The organism is Streptomyces sp. JLBT605 (assembly GCF_058215555.1).
Genome location: NZ_CM177087.1, coordinates 2,706,289 through 2,725,228 on the forward strand (window position 1 = coordinate 2,706,289; position 18,940 = coordinate 2,725,228).

The following is an 18,940-nucleotide window of genomic DNA, read 5'->3' on the forward strand; positions in this document are numbered from 1 at the left end:
CCGGAACTGGGGCTCCGCCCCAGACCCCGCTCCTCAATCGCCGGAGGGGCTGGATTTTTACAGCCGCACGCCCACGGTCACCGGCTCGTTGACCAAGGTCACGCCGAACGCCTCGCGGACGCCCGCGACGACCTCCCGCGCCAGTCCCAGCAGCTCCTGGGTCGTCGCGCCGCCGCGGTTGGTCAGCGCCAGCGTGTGCTTGGTGGAGATCCGCGCGGGCCCGTCCCCGTAGCCCTTGGTGAAGCCGGCCTTGTCGATCAGCCAGGCCGCCGACGTCTTGACGTGCCCGTCCCCCGCGGGGAAGGCGGGCGGGGCGACGTCCGGGCCCAGCCGGTCGGCCACCCGGGCCAGGAAGGCGTCGTACTCGGCCTCGGTGAGGATCGGGTTGGTGAAGAACGATCCCGCGGACCAGGTGTCGTGGTCCTCCTGGTCGAGCACCATCCCCTTGCCCGCCCGCAGCTTCAGGACGGTCTCCCGGGCCCGGTCGGCCGGGACCCGGTCGCCCACCTCGACGCCCAGCACGCGGGCCGTCTCGGCGTACCGGATCGGCGCGGACAGCCCGTCCGCGTCCTCCAGCTCGAAGCGGACCCGCAGCACCACATGGCGGGTCGGGTCGGCCTTGAAGCGGCTGTGCCGGTAGGAGAAGCCGCACTCGGCGTTCGGCAGGACCACGATCTCGTCGGCCCGCCGGTCGTAGGCGACGACCTCGGTGAGGGTCGCGGAGACCTCCTGGCCGTACGCGCCGACGTTCTGGATCGGCGTGGCACCGGCGGAGCCGGGGATCCCGGCCAGGCACTCGATCCCGGCCAGCCCCGCCTCGACGGTGCGGGCCACCGCGTCGGACCAGTTCTCGCCGGCGGCCAGTTCCAGCCGGGTGCCGTCGAGGTGGAAGCCGCGGGTGGCGATGCGCAGGGCGGTGCCGTCGAAGCCCTGGTCGGAGATGACCAGGTTGCTGCCGCCGCCGATGATCAGCAGCGGGGTGGCCGAGGCGTCGGCCTCGCGGACCGCGGCGATCACCTCGTCGTCGGTGGTGGCCGTGATCAGGCGGGTGGCGGGGCCACCGAGCCGGAAGGTGGTCAGCGGGGCGAGCGGGGCGTTGTGGAGTTCCAGCACGCGCTCAAGAGTACGAGAGGCGGCGAGCGGGCCCGTCCGGGCTCGGTGCGAGCCGGCCGGGCCGCGCCCCCGCGTCACGTCACGCGGGTCAGGCGAGGGCGACCACGGCGCGGGACATGCCCAGCACCTTCTTGCCGTCGCTTATCACCGTCAGGTCCACCCGGACCGTGCGGGCCTCGTCGTCCAGCTTGGCCGCGACCTTGGCGCTGACCTCGATGAGTGCACCCTTGTCGTCGTTGGGGACCACCACCGGCTTGGTGAAGCGCACGCCGTAGTCCACGACCGCGCCGGGGTCGCCGGTCCAGTCGGTCACCACCCGGATCGCGGACGCCATGGTGAACATGCCGTGCGCGATGACGTCCGGGAGGCCGACCTCCTTGGCGAACTTCTCGTTCCAGTGGATCGGGTTGAAGTCGCCCGAGGCGCCCGCGTACGCGACGAGCGTGGCGCGATTCACAGGGAAGGACTGCGGCGGGAGCTCGGTGCCGACCTCGACCTCGTCGTAGGAGACCTTCGCTGTCATCCGTGTCACCCTTCCTCGGCGGCGCGCGCCACCAGCTTGGTGTGCGCGGTCACCACGTGCGCGCCGGTCTCGTCGTGCAGCTCGTTGCGGACCAGCAGGACGTCGTTGCCCGCCAGGGACTTGATGTCCTCGATGGTGGAGGTGACGGCGAGCCGGTCGCCGGCGTGGATCGGACGGCTGTAGGAGAACTTCTGGTCGCCGTGGACCACCCGCGTGTAGTCCAGGCCGAGCTCCGGGTCCTCGATGACCTGCTGCGCCACCTTGGTGGTGATCGCGAAGGGGAAGGTCGGCGGGGCGATCACATCGGGATGCCCGAGAGCCTTGGCCGCCTCCGGGTCGGTGTACGCCGGATTCGGGTCTCCGATCGCCTCGGCGAATTCGCGGATCTTCTCGCGGCCGACCTCATAAGGCCGGGTGGGCGGGTAGGACCGCCCGACGAAGGACTGGTCGAGCGCCATCGGCTCAGCACCTCCAGCATCGTGAATGGGGAACCACATGATTGATGGTCCACGGAATCGTGGACCGGATGATCAGTGGACCGACAACAACACGAGGCCGCCCCCGATGTGGGGACGGCCTCGTGAATGAGCCTGATTTATCGCGTCTCGCGGTGCGCGGTGTGCGCGTTGCAGCGCGGGCAGTGCTTCTTCATCTCAAGACGATCCGGGTCGTTGCGCCGGTTCTTCTTGGTGATGTAGTTCCGCTCCTTGCACTCCACGCAGGCCAGCGTGATCTTCGGGCGGACGTCGGTGGCAGCCACGTTGAGTGCTCCTTGACGAACGGATGGGACTAACGCAGAAAAGAGTAGCCGATCGGAGGACTTAGCCCACAATCGGCTACTGTCAGTAGCGGTGACCGGACTTGAACCGGTGACACAGCGATTATGAGCCGCTTGCTCTACCGACTGAGCTACACCGCTGCGGTGCGATCAGTCCCCCGCCCGGCCTAAGCCGGACGAGAAACCTTTCACACCAGAGCCCCAATACGGAATCGAACCGTAGACCTTCTCCTTACCATGGAGACGCTCTGCCGACTGAGCTATTGGGGCGAGCGATGAAGACATTACACGCTCGGCCGCCGAAGGTGAAATCCGTATCCGGCGGCCCCCTCCCCGCTGCCTCCGGCCGGCCTCCGGGCCGCCTCCCGCACCCCCCTGGCCCCGCGCGCACCACACCGGTACGACTATTCGGCTCCTCCTCGAAGCCGCCCGCGCCGCGCCCTAGGCTCGACCCACGTTGAGTGATCTTGGCTGCGTATGCGTCTGCCAGCGCCCTCACCGCGCCCCGCGTACGCTCCGCAACTCCCAGGGAGCGCGATGCCTGACAGCCAGCCACAGCCGCAGCACCCGCGCCGGCCCTCGCCCCGCGACGGCGCCGCGCCGGAGGCCGGCACGCTGGTGCTCGGCTCCGCCCGGCTGACCGACGGGCGGATCGTGGACGTGCGCCTCAGCGGTGGCCGGATCGAGGCCGTCGGCACCGCCGGCAGCCTCGCCTCCTCCGGGGCCCGGGTGGACCTGACCGGCTATCTGCTGCTGCCCGCGCCCGCCGAGCCGCACGCGCACTGCGACACCGCCCTGACCGCGGACGTCCCCGGCCCGCTCAGCTACGCCTCGGAGGACATCCAGCGCCGCACCACCGAGGCCGCGCTGCTCCACCTGGGGCACGGCTCGACGGCGCTGCGCACGCACGTCCGGATCGGCGGCGTGCACGGGCTGCGCGCGCTGGAAGCGGTGCTCGGCGCCGGGCAGGCGCTGCGCGGCCTGGCCGACCTGACCGCCGTCGCGGTCCCCCGGGTGCTGACCGGGGCGGCCGGGGCCGACGGGCTCGCCATGCTCCGGGACGCGGTGAAGGCCGGCGCGACGGTGATCGGCGGCTGTCCCGACCTGGACCCGGACCCGATCGGCCATGTGGAGGCCGTACTGGGCATCGCCGCCGAGCACGGCTGTGCCGTGGACCTGCACACCGACGGCGCCGATCCGGCCCGGTTGGCCCGGCTGGCCACCATGGCCGGCGGTCTGCGGCCGGGCGTGGCCATCGGCCCGTGCGGCGGCCTGGGCCGGCTGCCGCAGGCGGTCGCGGCGCGCACCGCGGACCAACTCGCCGCGGCCGGGGTCACCGTGGTCTGCCTGCCGCAGGGCGACTGCGGGGAGCTGGAGGAGCAGGGCGTCCCGGGCTCCCGGGACGCGCGCTGCGCCCCGGTGCGGCTGCTGCGCGCGGCGGGCGTACCCGTGGCGGCGGGCAGCGGCGCGCTGCGGGACGCGGCCAATCCGGTGGGCCGCGGCGATCCGCTGGAGGCCGCCTACCTGCTCGCCTCGCGCGGCGAGTTGCGGCCCCAGGAGGCGTACGACGCGGTCTCCGCGCAGGCCCGAGCGGCGCTGGGCCTGCCTCAGGTGCGGGTGGAGGCCGGCTTCCCCGCGGAGCTGCTGGCGGTGCGCGGCGAGGGTGTCGCGGCCGTGCTGTCGCTGGCGTACAGCCGGATCGTGGTGCACCGGGGCCGGGTGGTGGCGCGCACCAGCGCGGTGCGCGAGTACTGCGACTCGGCGGTCGCGGTGGCGCTGGACCTGCCCCGGCAGCTCCGCTCCCAGGGCGGCACCCAGGGCCCCGGGCAGCACCCGCCGACCTGAGCGCCGACCGCTGCCGACCTGCGGCTGAGCGGCGGCGCGGGATCTGCCAAGGGGCCCTCCACGGACCCCTGAAGGCCCCTGAGGGCTCCCAGGACGCAGGCGGAAGGTGTCAGCCCTCCAGGTCGGCGTAGAGCTCGTCGGCGTCCACCTGCAGGCCGCTGACGTCGCCGTCCTCGGGGTCTTCGTACTGATCGAAGCCGTCGCCCTCCAGCTCGTCGGCGCCGACCTCGTACTGCTCGTCGGAGACGCTGTCGGCCGCGGCGGCGGCGCCCATGGCCATCATGAGCTCGCGGATGTCCAGCGCGGTGGCCCCGGCCGGGGCGGTGATCCTGCCCGCGCCGCCCAACGCCAGTTTCAGCGGGAGCTTCTGACCCTTCGCCACATCATCGATCAGTGGCGCGAGGTCGGTGCGAATGCCGGACAGCTCGCCGCCCTCGACCGAGAAGTCGACGCTGAGCTTCTCGTCGGGCACCTCCTTGAGGTCCTTGGCCGTCGGCAGCTCCGGGCTGCCCGGCATGTCCTTGGCGAGCGGCCGGAGTTGGGCGAAGACCCCGGTCAGCAGCGCGCGTGCCGACCCGGTCGCGACCAGGTGGGTGACCCCGTCGCGGGTCCCGGTGTCCTTGACGGTGACGTCGCGGGAGAGCGAGTCCCGCACCGCGTCCAGCATCTTCTTGCCGGTCTTGGAGTCGAGGCTGGGCTCGGGTGAGGGACCGGACGAGAGGCCGGCCTCCTGCCGCGCCTTCTCCAGCTCGGCCACATCGATCTTGATCCACTTGTGTTCGAGGATCTTCCTGAGGCCCTCGGCGCCCTCCGGCAGGAGCGCGCCGGCCTCCTCCGCGGAGGGCACCGGGCTTCCGGTGGCCTCGCCCAGCGCCTGGATGTCGGCGCGGTAGTACGCCGTCTCGCCGATCAGGCGGTACTCGGCCAGTTCGCCGTCCGGCCCGGAGAGAGTGAGCCGCGAGCCGACGACGTCCTTCTCCCCCGCCTCGGCGATCGGCTTCTTCGTCTGCACGGCCAGCGATATCCGCAGGCCGGAGAGGAACTCGGCCATCTCCCGGGGCATCGGGTCGTCCGCGGACTCGGCCCTGGAGAGCGCCACCAGCTGGCTCGGGGTCGCCTCGATGTCGAACGCGACCGACAGCGAGGTGCGCTCGCCGAGCTTCTCGGTGGCGTTCGCGAGCCGCTCGTCCGCGGGGGCCTGGCGGGCGGGGTCGCAGGCGGCGAGGCCGGTGACCAGGAGCGCGGCACAGCCGGCGGCGGTCAGCGACCTGCGGAGGCCCGGACGGGCGCAGGGGGCGGGGACGGCGGAAATGGCGGGCTCCTCGAATCGTTGAGTTCGCGGGATCAGACTCACGACGGCCGGTCAAGGTTGCACGGCGTGCCGCTGGGCGTACGGTCGGGATCATGCGCATTGTCATCGCTGGAGGACATGGTCAGATCGCGCTGCGGCTGGAGCGGCTGCTCGCCGGGCGCGGGGACGAGGTCGCGGGCATCATCCGCAGGCCGGAGCAGGCGGGTGCCCTGCTGGCGGCGGGCGCGGAACCGGTGGTGTGCGACCTGGAGACGGCCTCGGTGGAGGACGTGGCCAAGCATCTTCAGAGCGCCGACGCGGTGGTCTTCGCGGCGGGCGCCGGGCCGGGCAGCGGCACCGCCCGGAAGGACACGGTCGACCGCGCGGCCGCGGTGCTCTTCGCCGACGCGGCCGAACGGGCCGGCGTGCGGCGCTATCTGATCATCTCGTCGATGGGTGCGAACCCCGACGCCCCGGACGGCTCCGACCCGGTCTTCTCCGCGTATCTGCGCGCCAAGGGCGCCGCCGACGAGGCCGTCCGCTCCCGGCCCGGGCTCGACTGGACCGTGCTGCGGCCGGGTCGGCTGACCGATGACCCCGGCACCGGGCGGGTGACCCTCGCCGAGCGCACCGGGCGCGGCGACATCAGCCGGGACGACGTGGCCGCCGCGCTCGCCGCGCTGCTGGACGAGCCGGGCACCGCCGGCCGCACCCTGGAGTTGATCGAGGGCACGCGACCGGTGGTGGAGGCGGTGCGGGCGGTCGTCGCCTCCTAGGGGTGTCCGTTGGGGCCCCGGGGAGGTCCTCTAGAACACGGACCAGCCGGTCAGCGTGGTGAAGGCGTCCAGCGCCGCGACCCCGGCGACCGAGTTGCCCCGGGCGTCCAGGCCCGGGCTCCACACGCACAGCGTGCAGCGGCCGGGGATCACCGCGATGATGCCGCCGCCGACGCCGCTCTTGCCGGGCAGGCCGACGCGGTAGGCGAAGTCGCCGGCGGCGTCGTAGGTGCCGCAGGTGAGCATGACCGCGTTGATCCGCTTGGCCTCGCGCCGGGACAGCAGCCGGGAGCCGTCCGTGCGGAGCCCGTGCCGGGCCAGGAAGCCGCCGGCCAGCGCCAGGTCGCGGCAGCTCATCTCGATCGAGCACTGCCAGAAGTAGTGCTCCAGTACCGCGGGGACGGGGTTGTCGAGGTTGCCGTAGCTCGCCATGAAGTGGGCGAGGGCGGCGTTGCGGTCGCCGTGCTCGGTCTCGGAGGCGGCGACCGCCGGGTCGAAGGCGAGGTCGGGGTTGCGGCTCTCGGCGCGCAGGAACTCCAGCATGGTGGTGCTGGCGTCGCCGGTCAGGGAGAGCAGCCGGTCGGTGACGACGAGGGCGCCCGCGTTGATGAACGGATTGCGCGGGATGCCGTTCTCGTGCTCCAGCTGGACCAGGGAGTTGAAGGGGTTGCCGGACGGCTCGCGGCCGACCCGCCGCCAGATGCTCTCGCCGTCCTGTGCGAGGACCAGTGCCAGGCTGAACGCCTTGGAGATGCTCTGGACGGAGAAGGGGACCTCCCAGTCGCCGACCCCGGTGACCCTGCCCTCCAGGTCCGCGACCGCCATCCCGAACCGGCCGGGGTCCACGGAGGCCAGCGCCGGGATGTACTGGGCCACCTGCCCGCGACCGAGCTGCGGTGCCACCTCGGCCGCGACCTTCTCCAGCACTGCCTGGTAGTCCATGTCCCTGTTTCTTTCTTCAGGACCGCCGTTTCTGCTCCAGGACTCACGAAAACGGCCCCTGAGCTGCGTTTCCGCAGATCAGGGGCCGTTTCCCTTATCCTGTGGCGGCGCCAGGATTCGAACCTGGGTAGGCTAAGCCGACGGATTTACAGTCCGCTCCCATTGGCCACTCGGGCACACCGCCTGGGATGGAGCCGGGGTTTCCGCTCTTGCGTCGGAACTCCCTGGCAACGACGTAAACCATACCCGATGACCGGGGGTGGTTCGCCACCGGGTTGATCGCCGCTCGATCATGGCCGAGGTGACTAGGCTGACCGGTGCGGTCCGGGTGGGCCGTACCCCTGACCGATCTACGTACGAGGAGCTAACTCAATATGGCCGACTCCAGTTTCGACATTGTCTCGAAGGTCGAGCGGCAGGAGGTCGACAACGCCCTCAACCAGGCCGCGAAGGAGATCGCCCAGCGCTACGACTTCAAGGGCGTCGGAGCCTCGATCGCCTGGTCGGGTGAGAAGATCGAGATGCGTGCCAACTCCGAGGAGCGGGTGAAGGCGATCCTCGACGTCTTCCAGTCCAAGCTGATCAAGCGCGGCATCTCGCTGAAGGCCCTGGACGCGGGCGAGCCGCAGGCCTCCGGCAAGGAGTACAAGATCTTCGCCTCGCTGGAGGAGGGGATCTCCCAGGAGAACGCGAAGAAGGTCGCCAAGATCATCCGCGACGAGGGCCCCAAGGGCGTCAAGGCCCAGGTGCAGGGCGACGAGCTGCGGGTGTCCTCCAAGAGCCGTGACGACCTCCAGACCGTCATCGCGCTCCTCAAGGGCAAGGATCTCGACTTCGCGCTGCAGTTCGTCAACTACCGGTGACGACGGCTGTACCTGTCTGACCTGCGCGTCCGGCCACGGTGGGCTACCGCCCGCCGTGGCCGGACCGCGTTCAGGACGTTCAGGAGTCCCTTCCCTTCGCGCCTCCCCTAGGACTGCCGCAGGGCGGCGGAGAGCTGGGCGCGGGAGCGGACGTCGAGCTTCTGGTAGATGCGGGTCAGCCGGGCTTCCACGGTCTTCACGCTGAGGAACATCTTGGCGGCCGCCTCCTGGTTGCTGGCGCCCTGGCACACCAGCCGGGCGAGGCGGAGCTCCGCCTCGGTGAGCTGGGTGCCGGTGCCCGGGGCGGAGGCGGCGCGGTCGGCGCGGGGGGCCGCGACGGGCTCCGCGGTCAGGGCGAGCCAGGGCTTGGCGCCCAGCCGGGTGAAGACCTCGGCCGCGGACTGCAGCGCCGACTGCGCGGGCGCCCGGCGCCGGCGGCGGCGTTCGACGCGGGCGAGGTGGACCAGGGTCCGCCCCTGGTCGAGCGGGAGGTCCCGGTCGGCGTACCGCCGCGCGATCTTCTCCAGCATTCCGACGGCGGTCTCCGGGTCGCCCTGCGCGGCCAGGCACATGGCGTGGGCGCGGTCCAGGCCCAGGAGCACGGTGTCCCGGCCCAGCCGCTCGGCGGTGGGGCGGGTGGCGTCGATCAGCGCCGCCGCCTGGCCGGGTTCGTCGGACGCCACCAGGGCGAGGGCCAGCTCCTCGTGCCAGCGGAGCATGGACGGGTCCACGACCTGCTGGGCCGCTTCCAGGTCCTGGACGGAACGCAGGCTGCGCAGCGCGGCGGCGACGTCCCCGGTGATGAGCTGGATGCGCCCGAGCGCGTAGCGGTTGCGGGCCAGGAAGACCTGGTCGCGTTCCTCCTCGGACGCCTGGACGCCGCGCCGGGCGTAGCTCTCGGCCCGGGTGAAGGAGCCGCCGGCGGTCTCCGCGAGCGCCGCGGCGTACCAGGCCGGGCCCGGGGAGAGCCCGGCCTCCAGGGTGAGCTCCAGGGAGCGCCGGGCGTGGCCGAGCGCCGCGGTGCACTGTCCGAGGCGGGCCTGGACCTCGGCGAGGGTGCGGCAGACCTCGATGACGTCCTCGGCGGTCCCCCGGCGCTCCACGACCGGCAGCAGGGCGATCAGCTGGGAGCGGGCCTCGGTGAGCCGGTCGTCGAAGAGGGCGTGCCGGATGGTGAGGATCTGCGCGGGGTTGAGGGCACCGGCCGGGCCGTGCGCGGTCTCCAGGGCGCGGGCCTCGGCGAGGCTGGCCTCGGCCTCCTCGATGCCGAGGGAACGTTCCACCCGGGCCCGGATGGCCAGCGCCTTGGCGGCCGTGGAGCGGTCCCCGGCCGCTTCGGCGAGGGAGGCGGCGGCGATGGCGGCCTCCCGGGACCGGCCCGGGTCGCCGTCGGTCAGCAGGTACTTCCAGGAGAGCCGGAGCTGGACGGCGGCGCGCAGCTCCAGGTCGTCGCCGGCGTCCTGGACCGCGTGCGCGTACTCCTCGTCCAGGTCGGCCAGGCCCTGCCCGGCGGTGTCGAAGACGGCGAGCCGGGCGCGCACCCGGTCGGCGGGGCCGGCGTCGCGGGCCAGGATGGCGTTGGCGGCGCGCCGGGCCAGGTCGGCGCGGCCGGCCCGGCCCGCGTCCTGGGCGGCGGTGACCAGCCGGGCCAGCTCCGGGTCGGGCCGGCCGGCGGGGGTGCGCTCGGCGGCCAGCAGCCCGAGTTCGGCGGCGAGCGCCCGGTTGCCGCGTGCCCGGGAGGCTCCGGCGGCCTCGGTGAGCGCCGCGGCCAGCTCCTCGTCGGCGGTGTCGGTGGCCAGGGCTCGGTGGCGTACCGCGTGCACCGGGTCGTAGACGGCCTCGGCGAGGGCGGCGTGACCGGCGGCGCGGGCCTCCTGGCCGGACTCGGCGACCAGGGTGGAGGGGATCACTCCGGCGGTGAAGGCGACCGCGCCGTCCTCGCTGAGGCTGATCAGTCCGGCCTGCTCGGCGACGGCCAGCTCGGAGTCCGCGGCGGGCCGGCCGGCGCGGCGCAGCAGCCCGGCGGTGGGGCGGTGCGCCAGGGCGGCGAGGAACAGCGCGTCCCGTACCGGGACGGGGACCCGGTCCAGCATGCGGCGGGCCGCCAGGCGGGCCTGGCCGGTCAGCGGCAGCCCGTCGGCGTGGTGCACCGACCGCCGGGTGACCTTCAGGGAGCGGCCCACGGTGAGGGCGAGCCGCGCGTTGCCGCCGCTGGCCTGGTGGATGCGTCCGGCCAGGCGGTACGGGAGACCGTGCCGGACGAGGAGCTCGGCGACCTCGTCGGCGTCCAGCGGCGGGACGACGATGACGTCGGGGCCGCCCAGGCCGGCGAGGATGTCGGTGCCGGCGGGCTCCGGGGCCGGCTCGGCGGTGTCGCCGTCGCCGCCGCTGTGGCCGTGGCCGGTGCTGGTGCTGGTGCCGTAGAGCTGTTCCACGAGGATGACCCGCAGCTGCGGCGGGGCGAGGTGCAGGGCGGACCGCAGGACGGTCGCGCTCTCCGCGTCCAGCCAGTGCGCGTTGTCCACGACCAGCAGGGCGGGGCCGGTGGCGGCCAGCGCGCGCAGCAGTCCGGCGACGGCCATCCGCAGCGCGATCGGGTCCTGGCCGGTCTCGGGGGCGGGCAGCCGGCGCAGGGTGACGGCGACGGCGAGGGCTTGCGGCTCGGGGAGGCCGGCGATCAGGTTCTCGGGAGCGGCGGCCAGCAGGGTGGCGGTGGCGGCGCCGGGTATGTGCCGGTCGGCGGCCTCGGGGACGAGGGAGAGAACCGTTTCGCCGCGGAGTTCGGCGCGGCGGGCGGCCGCGGCGGCGACGGCTGTCTTGCCGACGCCGGCCGCGCCGGTGAGCACGACGCGACCACGCTCGCCCAGCGCCCGCTCCAGCCGGGTCAGCAGGGCTGACCGGCCTACGGGCACCTCCGGGTGCGGGTTCAGCGGCATGTCCACCGTCCTGGGGCCGGGGCCGGGGGTCGTCCCTGGAGAGGATACGGGGACGGGACGGTGCGGCGGGGGCCGGTGAGGCGGGGGCTGTGGTGCGGGGCCGCGCCGGGGCCGGGGCCTGGGCCTTGCGGAGCTCGGGCCTGGGCCTGGGCCTTGCGGGGCCGCGCCGGGGCCTGGGCCTTGCGGAGCTCGGGCCGGGGGCCCGGTCACGCGTCCGTATCCGGCTGTCCGCCGTACGACGCCTCCGCACTCCGGCCGCGGGGCCGGAAAAACATGTGACCGGTGGTCTTCGCACGCTCATGACCCTGACAGCCCGAGTCATCTCCTGCTCCCGACGTGGGGGACGGGAGGGGGAGGCTTTTCGGGCCCTCAGTTGCGAAGACCACCGGTGAACACACAGTAGGTCGCGGCGAGATGGCGCTGAAACGGGGAAAACCCTCGCGGCGTATGAGGGGCGCCGGATGTCACCGGCGGGTGTCACCGAAGGGCCGGTCCGCGGGCACGATCTCGTGCCCCAGCGGGGTCAGCGAGATCGGGATCAGCTTGAAGTTGGCCAGGCCCAGCGGGATGCCGATGATCGTCAGGCAGAGCAGCAGACCGGTGATCACATGGCTGAGCGCCAGCCACCAGCCGGCGAGGATCAGCCAGAGGATGTTACCCACGCAGGACGCCGCCCCGGCGTCCCGGCGCGGCACCGCCATGCGGCCGAAGGGCCACAGCGCGAACCCGGCGATCCGGAAGGCCGCGATGCCGAACGGGATCGTCCTCCGACCCTCACCATGCGGCCATTCGGCCGCTGCGGTTCCGACTCCGTACCTGATCGCCGGATACTGGCTAATGAGAACGCGTACGAGCGCCGTCCATGAAGGGGAGGCGATCATGAAGCCGATCACCTTCATCCTCAACACCCTGTGGTTGATCCTCTGCGGCTTCTGGATGGCGCTCGCCTACGCGGCGGCTGCGCTGGTCTGCTTCGTCTTGATCGTGACAATCCCGTTCGGCGTCGCTTCGCTGCGAATCGCCGGCTTCATGCTCTGGCCCTTCGGCCGTACGGCAGTGAGAAAGACTGGTGCCGGGGCACCCTCGCTCATCGGCAACGTGATCTGGTTCATCTTCGCGGGCTGGTGGCTCGCCATCGGCCACCTCGTCACGGGCCTCCTGCTCTGCCTCACGATCATCGGCATCCCGTTCGGCTGGGCGAACCTCAAGCTGATTCCGATCTCCCTCATGCCCCTCGGGCACGAGGTCGTTTCCAGCGACGAGACGTTCGGCGGGCGCTGATCTCAGCTCACGTGGCAACGAAGCCCCGGCTTGACGAGCCGGGGCTTCCTCCTGCTTGGCGGCCTCTGCGATCAGCCACTACTCGGCTGGCTGCTCGCCGTGCTCCAGATAAAGAGGCTGGCCCTGGATCCGTGCGGCCACGGCCTTCTTCACACGGCGGGCGAGCCTCGGAATCAGAAGCTGATCAAGATCTTCCGCCGGATGGAACTCGGCGGCCAGCAGCTCGTCAGAGGCCAGCTCGATCAACGCCGCCGCATCCGCGCTCAGCTCACCGCCGTCGAAGACGAACAGGACCTTGTCGCCTTCGCCGGGATTCGGCGCCCAGTCGATGACCAGCAGAGGACCGATGTCCGGGGTAATACCCAGCTCCTCCTTGACCTCGCGTCGGCACGCGGCCAATGGGGACTCGTCCGACTCGATATACCCGCCGGGGATCTCCCACATCGGCTTGTACGAGGGACGGACCAGCAAGACGCGGCCCTGCTCGTCAAAGAACAGGGCGCCCGCTGCCATGCGGGGGCGCGCCATCCGCTGCTCGTGCTCGTTCTCGGCCATGCCCCGAGCCTACTGATCGGGCCGACAAGGGCCTGAGTCGACCATTCATCTGTCGGCACGTGGCTCCGCGTGTGACACTCGGCTTCACAGGGTGAGGGGGTCACACAGTGCGCGGCATGGCTAACCATCTCTCGTTCGGGAAGCGCGTGCGGTTCTACCGGGAGCGGCGGGGCCTCCATCAGTGGCAGCTCGGTGAGCTGCTGAACCGCTCCGAGGACTGGGTCTACCGGGTCGAGTCAGGGCGGATCCCGGTGAATAACGTCAAGATGCTGGCGGACCTGGCGGAAGCCCTGCGCGTGCACGTGGAGGATCTGCAAGGGGCTCCGACGCTCCTGGATGATCACGACGATCACACGGGCAGCATCCCCGCTATCCGGTCCGCGCTCATGCAGTCTCGACGGCTTGCGGGCTCGCTGTACGACGAGCGGGAGCCGCTACGCCTGGAGCGCCTGGCCGTGGAGGTCAACGACGCCTGGGACCTGTATCAGTCGTCCGAGTACGCACGGCTTGCCGAGCGGCTTCCGGCACTGCTGGTGGGCGCGCGCCTGGCCACACACGAGCATTCCTCGGGGCAGGACAAGGTTCGGGCGCTCAGGCTGTTCGCCCTGACGTGCCATGTCACGGCGGCGTTCCTCCGCAAGCTGGGCGAGACAAATCTTGCCTGGACAGCGGCGGATCAGGGCGACGTCGCTGCAAGCGCTTCGGGAGACCCCGGCGTGATACTGGCGCTTCGGCGGTGCGTCGCTCATGTCCAGCTCGGGGCCGGCATGGCCGCGGAGGCGGTGAACGTCACGCTCGACGCTGCTGACGATCTCCCCAGGGGTTGGTGGGAAGGTTCGCCAGCCGCCCTGTCGCTCTATGGGACGCTCTTCCTGAACGGGGCGGTGGCCGCCGCGCGGCTTCGTGATCGGCCGCTGGCTGACGAAATGATCGCCAAGGCGCAGTTGGCAGCCGATCGGCTCGGGGCTGACGCCAATGAGCTGTGGACGTCGTTCGGACCGACGAATGTGGAGATCCATCGCTTGGCGCTGGCCCTTGAGTTCGAAGACGTCCAGGTCGCCGTGGACATAGCGCCGGGAGTGCGGCCTACGCGGAACCTTCCTGTCGAGCGGCGGGCACGTGCGCGTCTTGACGTGGCCAGGGCTTACGGCGAGGCTGGCCGGACCGACGACGCGGCCGACCATCTGAAGCGGGCCTTCAAGACCGCCCCTGAGCAGATGCGGGCGCATGAGTTCGCCCGGGATCTGGCGCGCCGGCTGCACGAGCGGAGCCGCCGCCGCGACGTTCGCGAACTCGCTTTGGGGCTTGGCGCCATCAAGTAGTCGGACTTCGAGCAACTTGCAGGGTGGACCCGGAATTTTCTTCCGGGTCCACCCTGCTTTGGGCTCCTACGGTCTCCCCGTTCAAGCCGCACAAGTCCGGGGAGGACGGTCGACGAGTGGACACAAGGGGCTGTATTTCCAGAGTCCTCCGGCGCTTGTTCCCTGCGACGGGCAGCCATCGAGTAGCCGAAGGCCGCTCCGCCAGGGGAACGAAGGATGCACCGACGCTTCATCTGCCGCGTGTGCCTCACGGGCATGTCGAGCGGTCGGTGGACGGCCAATCAATCGCGCTGGTACGCCCGTACGTCATCGCCCATGAACGGCGCCAGGAGCAAATGCGGTCCGAAGGCCGTCGCACGTTGCTGGTGTGTGCCCGGTGTGACTTGGCGGTGTCGGGTGAGCGGTGAGACCGGCACGGCGGTGGATGTTGACGGGGTCAAGGAGACGATTACCCGTGCGCTGGCTAAGCGGTCGGCGTTGCCGCCGTACGACGAGCTGTGCGCGCTGCACCTGGATCTGCTGGGGCACATCGAAGCACTGACGCCGCTGGCAGAGAAGCGTGTCGATGGCCTGTGGCACGGCTCTGTGGAGTGGCACCGGAAGCGGAGCCAACTCGACTCCATCTCCTACGAGGTGGGTCGGAGTCTCGGCCCGGGCTTGCAGTCGGCCGCGCGGCGCGTGAAGAGCCTGGGGTACACGCTGCGGTTCCTCCTGGAGAACTCCGGCTTGCCGGAGGCAGCTGGGGGCGTGCAGGCGTGATGGAACAGTGCTTGGCGACACAGCTGGGAGCGGCACCAGTGCGGCTCGCCCTGATTGCTGGGTCGCCCTAAAGACGGGCGGAAGTCGCCGTGGTGCGTAGAGCTCGGCGGCTTCCGCCTTTCAAATCCCCTGGCGTGCCTGCTGTCGGTGCGGGGCCATGCCGGGGTTGGCGGTGGGCGACTCCCTGAGTCCACCGTCAGCGGTCCGGCTTCCTCGCCCGTTTCAGGCTCAGGGCTGAGGAGCCGGACCGCGAGCAACAACCGCAGATGCAAGACCGGACCACCCCTGCGCCTGGACAGCTACCGGGGTGGTCCGGTTGAGAGTCCCTGATCAGGACCCCGGTGCCGATGGTACCGGGGCGCTCGGCATGTCTTACCGACGCCTCGGCCTGAGACGAGAGGACTTGAACGGTGTGTGAGCGGGGGCGCGAGGGGCTCGCGGGCGACGACATCGACCCTGCTGCTTCGTTGTGGGTGCGCGGGGTCGACTACATAGGCGGCTGGCGGGATGCCGCTGAGGCAGCGCCGGAGCTGGCTGACGCGCTGGCGGTCATCGGGGTGGATCTCGCGGGAGTGAAGTTGCGGCCGGATGCTGGGGCGGACGGCTCCGGCGTGGTGCGTCTCGAGCTGCCGCCCAAGGTCGCACGGGAGATCGCCAAGGTTCTTCGGGCGAGTGGAACGCCGTGGGAAGAGGCGGGTTGAGGGTGAGCAGCTGCGTTGGGTGGCGCGCGGTGGGCACGCCGGCGGTCGGAGAGGCTTTGGGCGGGAGCTGCCATGGGGCGAGAGATCAGGGGGCCTTACGCTGGCCCGCGATCGGGCTGGCTCCTGGCCTGCCCGCATTAGCCCGATCGGCCCCCTGATCTTGGAGGCTCGCCCCATGGTGGCTGCCTAAAGCCTCTCCGGCCGCTGGCCCCAGCCCGAGCGTTCTGACCTGAGCAGACGGTCGTGCTGTCTCCGTGCTCATGGGTAAGGCGGAGGGGCGGTGGGCCCGCCTGGCCGGGACCGGCCGTCAGGCCGCAGCCCGGCCGGGAGCGGCCAGGCCGCCCGGCGCGCCGTAGGCGCGCCCTTGAGTAAGTGAAGACAGATTTCGACAGTCCGCGCTCAGGAGGTCGGGACGGCTCGGAGCCCCTTGTCGACAGTGACCTTGAAGGCGAACTGGGCGCGGTCGGCGCTGGCGCGCAGTTCCTCAAGGATGAGTGGCCGGTCGTCGTTGCCGAGGGTCAGGCGAGTGGTGTGGACGACCGGCGTTGCCTCGGGGATGCCCAGAGTGCTGCGCTCGTCGGGGAGCGGCATGCGGGCGCCAACCGCCTCGGACCAGGTCAGCTTGTGGCCTGCCGCGGTGAGGGCCGTATAGATCTCGGCGGGCTCGGTGTCGGGGGCGTCGGCGAGTTGCTCGACTTCGGCGGCGGTGGCGAACGGGATGAGCACGCGGTGCAGGGCGCGGGTACCGGTGGCTGGGTCGGTCAGCAGGCGGTCGACGCCGAACAGCGCCTCGCCTTCGCCGAGTCCAAGAAGCGGGCCGGTGATGGCGGTCGTTTGCGTGCGGTAGGGCGTCGGCTCCTCGACCTGCTGCCACATGCCGCCGTCGATGGAGAACACCTTGCCGCTCCGGCTGACGGTGCGGTTGATCGTCAGTGCCGGGGCGGGCACGGAGCGCACGAAGCTGCCCTTGCCGTGGACGACGTCAACGAGCCCTTCGGCGCGGAGTGCGGCGATGGCCTTGCGGACCGTCGGGCGGCTGACCTTGTAGCGGTCGATGAGGTCGGCTTCGGACGGGAGGAGCGTGCCGGGCGGGTACTCGCCGGAGACGATGCCGCTGCGGATCTCCGCTGCCACCTGCTGGTACAGGGCGCCGGGGCGCTGGATCTCTCCCATTGTTGAGTGCTCCTCGTGGTCTCGTCTCCGCTGCCGTGACGTGTGTTGACGTCACTCGTAAGCATAAGTTCTTGCGTTCCCGGGTCAAGATGTACATAGTCGTCACTCGTAAGCACGAGTGACGTCAGCTGACGTCTGACTGGCTGGGAGGCCAATCCTCATGCAGTCCATACCTGTGGACACTTCGCGGCTCGGCGTACTGCGGTGCGCGGTCGCACCGGAGCCGAAGATCACGAACATGGAGACCAACGCGGTCAAGAAGGACCGTGACGGCAACACGATCTACACCGTCGCCGTGACGGTGCGTCAGGAAGCTCGGCGCGTTTCGGTGATCGAGATCGCCGTTCCCGGAGAGCCGAAGGGCCTGGTGGAGGGCGCGGAAGTACGCGTCACGGGCCTGGAGGCGTTCGCCTGGTCCATGGGCGACCGCCACGGCATCAGCTTCCGCGCCGCTGCCATCACCGCCGTGGCGCCGGGTGGCAAGGGCGGTGGCGCCTGATGAACGCCATCCTCCTCGCCTTCGCCCTGGCCCTGCTGGCCTGGCTGCTGGTCGTCGGCCGGGAACTGAGCGAGCGGCGGCCCGACTGGCACTGGTACCTCACCGGCTACCCCCGCACAGCACTGCGCGTGATGCTCACCTGGCGCCGGGTCGCTCACCTCACCGACCTCACGGTCACCCACCAGTCGAACAGGCGGCTCCTGGGTGACCTGGTGGTCAAGGGCGATCCGCTGCGCGCCAAGGCGCCGCGTCGCTCGCTACCGCGTCCGACGCCGAACGGCCTGTCGCTGGTCGTGCGGCTCCACGCCGGGCAGACCCCCGCGCCGTACCTGGCAGCAGCCGACGCCTTCGCGCACGCCTGGCGCGTCCACGCCGTCCGCGTCACCTCACCCGAACGCGGTGTCGTGCTGATCACCGCAACCGCCACCGATCCGCTGGAGCATCCCGAGCGGCCTGCCCGGCCAGCGTCGGCCTCGTTGCTGTCGGCCCAAGTGGGTGCACTGGAGACCGGACGGGCCTGGGTCATGGACTTCCGCCGCATGCCCCACTGGCTGATCGTCGGCGCCACGCAGTCGGGCAAATCCACGCTGATAGCCCGACTGATCACGCAACTCGCCCCGCAGCCCGTCGCCCTGGTCGGCGTCGACTGCAAGGGCGGCATGGAGCTGGGACTGTTCGAAGCGCGGCTCTCGGCGCTGGCCACCTGCCGCAGTGAAGCGGTCGCCGTCCTGGGTGCGCTCGTCGCCGACATGCAAGAGCGCATGTCCGCCTGCCGTCTGGCCGGGGTCCGCTCGATCTGGGAACTACCTGACGAGGAACGGCCGGTGCCGGTCGTGGTGATCGTGGATGAGCTGGCGGAGCTGTACCTGACCAATGGCAGCAAGGATCAGCGTTCTGAGGCTGAGCAGTGCTCGACCTACCTGCTGCGGCTGGCCCAGCTCGGCGCGGCCCTGGGCCTGCACCTGGTCGTAGCCGGGCAACGGGTCGGCTCTGACCTTGGGGCGGGCGTGACCGCGCTGCGGGCCCAGTTGAGCGGCCGGATCTGCCACCGGGTCAACGACCCCGGTACCGCCGAGATGACCCTTGGTGACCTCAACAAGGATGCCGTGGCTGTGACGCAGTCGATCACCGGGACAGAGCAGGGCGTCGCCGTCACAACCAGCGAGTCGGGCGGGTGGATGCGCGGACGGTCCCACCTGACCACCACCGCTGAAGCTCAGACGACCGCGGCTGAGCACCGGGACCTGACCCCCAGCCTGCCTGGCGTTACCCACGCTCTCAAGGAAGCGATAGCGGGAGGTGCGACGGCATGAGCCTCTCCCTGGCCCTGCTCTTCGGTCTGGCGACCTTCCTCCTCGTCCGTACACACACCGTGCGCTGGTGGGACGCGACCTTGATCGTCTTGTTCGGCATGTACCTCGGCCAGACGCCGGCCTTCGCCACCGCCGACTCCTTCGTGAACTGGGTCTCCTCCGGCTTCACCTCCGCCTAGACCAACCAGGAAGGCCCGAACCATGCCCATGAGCCGCGTGCGCTGCCCCGCCTGCAAGGGAGAGGGCGCCCGAACGACCTGGACCGGGCGG

Annotated in this window: 20 protein-coding genes and 3 tRNA genes; 10 read left to right on the forward strand and 13 right to left on the reverse strand. The window is 71.2% G+C overall.

Annotated elements, in window-relative coordinates; genetic code table 11:
* Positions 1-57: 57 nt before the first annotated feature.
* The 6 genes from AC4BDD_RS11830 to AC4BDD_RS11855 all read right to left on the reverse strand — a co-directional run bounded on the left by AC4BDD_RS11830 (position 58) and on the right by AC4BDD_RS11855 (position 2,684).
* On the reverse strand, positions 58-1,113 hold the full coding sequence (locus tag AC4BDD_RS11830) for a UDP-N-acetylmuramate dehydrogenase (RefSeq protein WP_490690958.1): 1,056 nt from the start codon (positions 1,111-1,113) through the stop codon (positions 58-60).
* A gap of 88 nt (positions 1,114-1,201) precedes the next feature.
* Positions 1,202-1,636, reverse strand: coding sequence for a MaoC family dehydratase (locus tag AC4BDD_RS11835; RefSeq protein WP_490690959.1), 435 nt, complete (start codon positions 1,634-1,636; stop codon positions 1,202-1,204).
* 5 nt (positions 1,637-1,641) lie between these two features.
* Positions 1,642-2,094 carry an FAS1-like dehydratase domain-containing protein gene (locus AC4BDD_RS11840; protein WP_490690960.1) on the reverse strand — a complete coding sequence of 151 codons (453 nt, stop codon included), beginning with the start codon at positions 2,092-2,094 and terminating at the stop codon, positions 1,642-1,644.
* Between the two features lie 137 nt (positions 2,095-2,231).
* The gene (rpmG, locus tag AC4BDD_RS11845; RefSeq protein ID WP_004571794.1) at positions 2,232-2,396 is read right to left on the reverse strand and encodes a 50S ribosomal protein L33; all 165 of its coding nucleotides are present in this window, start codon (positions 2,394-2,396) and stop codon (positions 2,232-2,234) included.
* 86 nt (positions 2,397-2,482) lie between these two features.
* Positions 2,483-2,555: transfer RNA gene (locus tag AC4BDD_RS11850), tRNA-Met, on the reverse strand.
* Positions 2,556-2,611: 56 nt separating this feature from the next.
* Positions 2,612-2,684: transfer RNA gene (locus AC4BDD_RS11855), tRNA-Thr, on the reverse strand.
* 267 nt (positions 2,685-2,951) lie between these two features.
* On the opposite strand from AC4BDD_RS11855, the gene AC4BDD_RS11860 reads away from it, so the two are divergent.
* On the forward strand, positions 2,952-4,259 hold the full coding sequence (locus tag AC4BDD_RS11860; RefSeq protein WP_490690961.1) for an amidohydrolase family protein: 1,308 nt from the start codon (positions 2,952-2,954) through the stop codon (positions 4,257-4,259).
* A 109-nt stretch (positions 4,260-4,368) separates the two neighbouring features.
* On the opposite strand, the gene AC4BDD_RS11865 is transcribed toward AC4BDD_RS11860, so the two are convergent.
* Entirely contained in the window at positions 4,369-5,613 is a 1,245-nt protein-coding gene (locus AC4BDD_RS11865) for a hypothetical protein (protein ID WP_490690962.1), read from the reverse strand.
* Between the two features lie 50 nt (positions 5,614-5,663).
* Here AC4BDD_RS11865 and AC4BDD_RS11870 point away from each other — a divergent pair, with 50 nt between their 5' ends.
* A complete protein-coding gene (locus tag AC4BDD_RS11870; RefSeq protein WP_490690963.1) occupies positions 5,664-6,326 on the forward strand; it encodes an SDR family oxidoreductase in 663 nt (220 codons plus the stop codon).
* Between the two features lie 30 nt (positions 6,327-6,356).
* On the opposite strand, the gene AC4BDD_RS11875 is transcribed toward AC4BDD_RS11870, so the two are convergent.
* Positions 6,357-7,268, reverse strand: coding sequence for a glutaminase (locus tag AC4BDD_RS11875; RefSeq protein ID WP_490690964.1), 912 nt, complete (start codon positions 7,266-7,268; stop codon positions 6,357-6,359).
* Between the two features lie 102 nt (positions 7,269-7,370).
* Positions 7,371-7,452: transfer RNA gene (locus AC4BDD_RS11880), tRNA-Tyr, on the reverse strand.
* A 190-nt stretch (positions 7,453-7,642) separates the two neighbouring features.
* On the opposite strand from AC4BDD_RS11880, the gene AC4BDD_RS11885 reads away from it, so the two are divergent.
* Positions 7,643-8,131 (forward strand): YajQ family cyclic di-GMP-binding protein, encoded by a 489-nt coding sequence (locus tag AC4BDD_RS11885; protein WP_490690965.1) that lies wholly within the window; start codon positions 7,643-7,645, stop codon positions 8,129-8,131.
* Between the two features lie 107 nt (positions 8,132-8,238).
* On the opposite strand, the gene AC4BDD_RS11890 is transcribed toward AC4BDD_RS11885, so the two are convergent.
* Together AC4BDD_RS11890 and AC4BDD_RS11895 are read right to left on the reverse strand one after the other, a co-directional pair.
* Positions 8,239-11,067: a helix-turn-helix transcriptional regulator gene (locus AC4BDD_RS11890; RefSeq protein WP_490690966.1), complete on the reverse strand. Its 2,829-nt coding sequence runs from the start codon at positions 11,065-11,067 to the stop codon at positions 8,239-8,241.
* Positions 11,068-11,531: 464 nt separating this feature from the next.
* The gene (locus AC4BDD_RS11895; RefSeq protein ID WP_490690967.1) at positions 11,532-11,948 is read right to left on the reverse strand and encodes a YccF domain-containing protein; all 417 of its coding nucleotides are present in this window, start codon (positions 11,946-11,948) and stop codon (positions 11,532-11,534) included.
* Between AC4BDD_RS11895 and AC4BDD_RS11900 the strand changes: the two genes are divergently transcribed.
* Complete coding sequence (locus AC4BDD_RS11900; RefSeq protein ID WP_490690968.1) at positions 11,947-12,348, forward strand: YccF domain-containing protein; 402 nt, start codon at positions 11,947-11,949, stop codon at positions 12,346-12,348. The genes AC4BDD_RS11895 and AC4BDD_RS11900 overlap by 2 nt on opposite strands.
* A 78-nt stretch (positions 12,349-12,426) precedes the next feature.
* Here the strand turns inward: AC4BDD_RS11900 and AC4BDD_RS11905 are convergent, their stop codons facing one another.
* On the reverse strand, positions 12,427-12,903 hold the full coding sequence (locus tag AC4BDD_RS11905; protein ID WP_490690969.1) for an NUDIX domain-containing protein: 477 nt from the start codon (positions 12,901-12,903) through the stop codon (positions 12,427-12,429).
* Between the two features lie 116 nt (positions 12,904-13,019).
* On the opposite strand from AC4BDD_RS11905, the gene AC4BDD_RS11910 reads away from it, so the two are divergent.
* The 3 genes from AC4BDD_RS11910 (at position 13,020) to AC4BDD_RS11920 (ending at position 15,685) form a co-directional block, all read left to right on the forward strand.
* On the forward strand, positions 13,020-14,225 hold the full coding sequence (locus tag AC4BDD_RS11910) for a helix-turn-helix domain-containing protein (protein ID WP_490690970.1): 1,206 nt from the start codon (positions 13,020-13,022) through the stop codon (positions 14,223-14,225).
* A 396-nt stretch (positions 14,226-14,621) separates the two neighbouring features.
* On the forward strand, positions 14,622-14,984 hold the full coding sequence (locus AC4BDD_RS11915) for a DUF6415 family natural product biosynthesis protein (protein ID WP_490690971.1): 363 nt from the start codon (positions 14,622-14,624) through the stop codon (positions 14,982-14,984).
* Between the two features lie 410 nt (positions 14,985-15,394).
* Positions 15,395-15,685, forward strand: a complete 291-nt coding sequence (locus tag AC4BDD_RS11920) for a hypothetical protein (protein WP_490690972.1) — start codon at positions 15,395-15,397, stop codon at positions 15,683-15,685.
* A gap of 399 nt (positions 15,686-16,084) precedes the next feature.
* On the opposite strand, the gene AC4BDD_RS11925 is transcribed toward AC4BDD_RS11920, so the two are convergent.
* Positions 16,085-16,858: a GntR family transcriptional regulator gene (locus AC4BDD_RS11925; RefSeq protein WP_490690973.1), complete on the reverse strand. Its 774-nt coding sequence runs from the start codon at positions 16,856-16,858 to the stop codon at positions 16,085-16,087.
* A gap of 160 nt (positions 16,859-17,018) precedes the next feature.
* Between AC4BDD_RS11925 and AC4BDD_RS11930 the strand changes: the two genes are divergently transcribed.
* Genes AC4BDD_RS11930 through AC4BDD_RS11940 form a run of 3 tightly spaced genes read left to right on the forward strand, consistent with a single transcriptional unit; the run spans position 17,019 to position 18,849 of the window.
* Positions 17,019-17,357, forward strand: coding sequence for an SCO3933 family regulatory protein (locus AC4BDD_RS11930; RefSeq protein WP_490690974.1), 339 nt, complete (start codon positions 17,019-17,021; stop codon positions 17,355-17,357).
* Positions 17,357-18,670: an FtsK/SpoIIIE domain-containing protein gene (locus tag AC4BDD_RS11935; protein ID WP_490690975.1), complete on the forward strand. Its 1,314-nt coding sequence runs from the start codon at positions 17,357-17,359 to the stop codon at positions 18,668-18,670. Before AC4BDD_RS11930 ends, AC4BDD_RS11935 begins: the two co-directional genes overlap by 1 nt.
* On the forward strand, positions 18,667-18,849 hold the full coding sequence (locus AC4BDD_RS11940) for a hypothetical protein (protein WP_490690976.1): 183 nt from the start codon (positions 18,667-18,669) through the stop codon (positions 18,847-18,849). The genes AC4BDD_RS11935 and AC4BDD_RS11940 overlap by 4 nt, the downstream gene beginning before the upstream one ends.
* Positions 18,850-18,940: the final 91 nt, after the last annotated feature.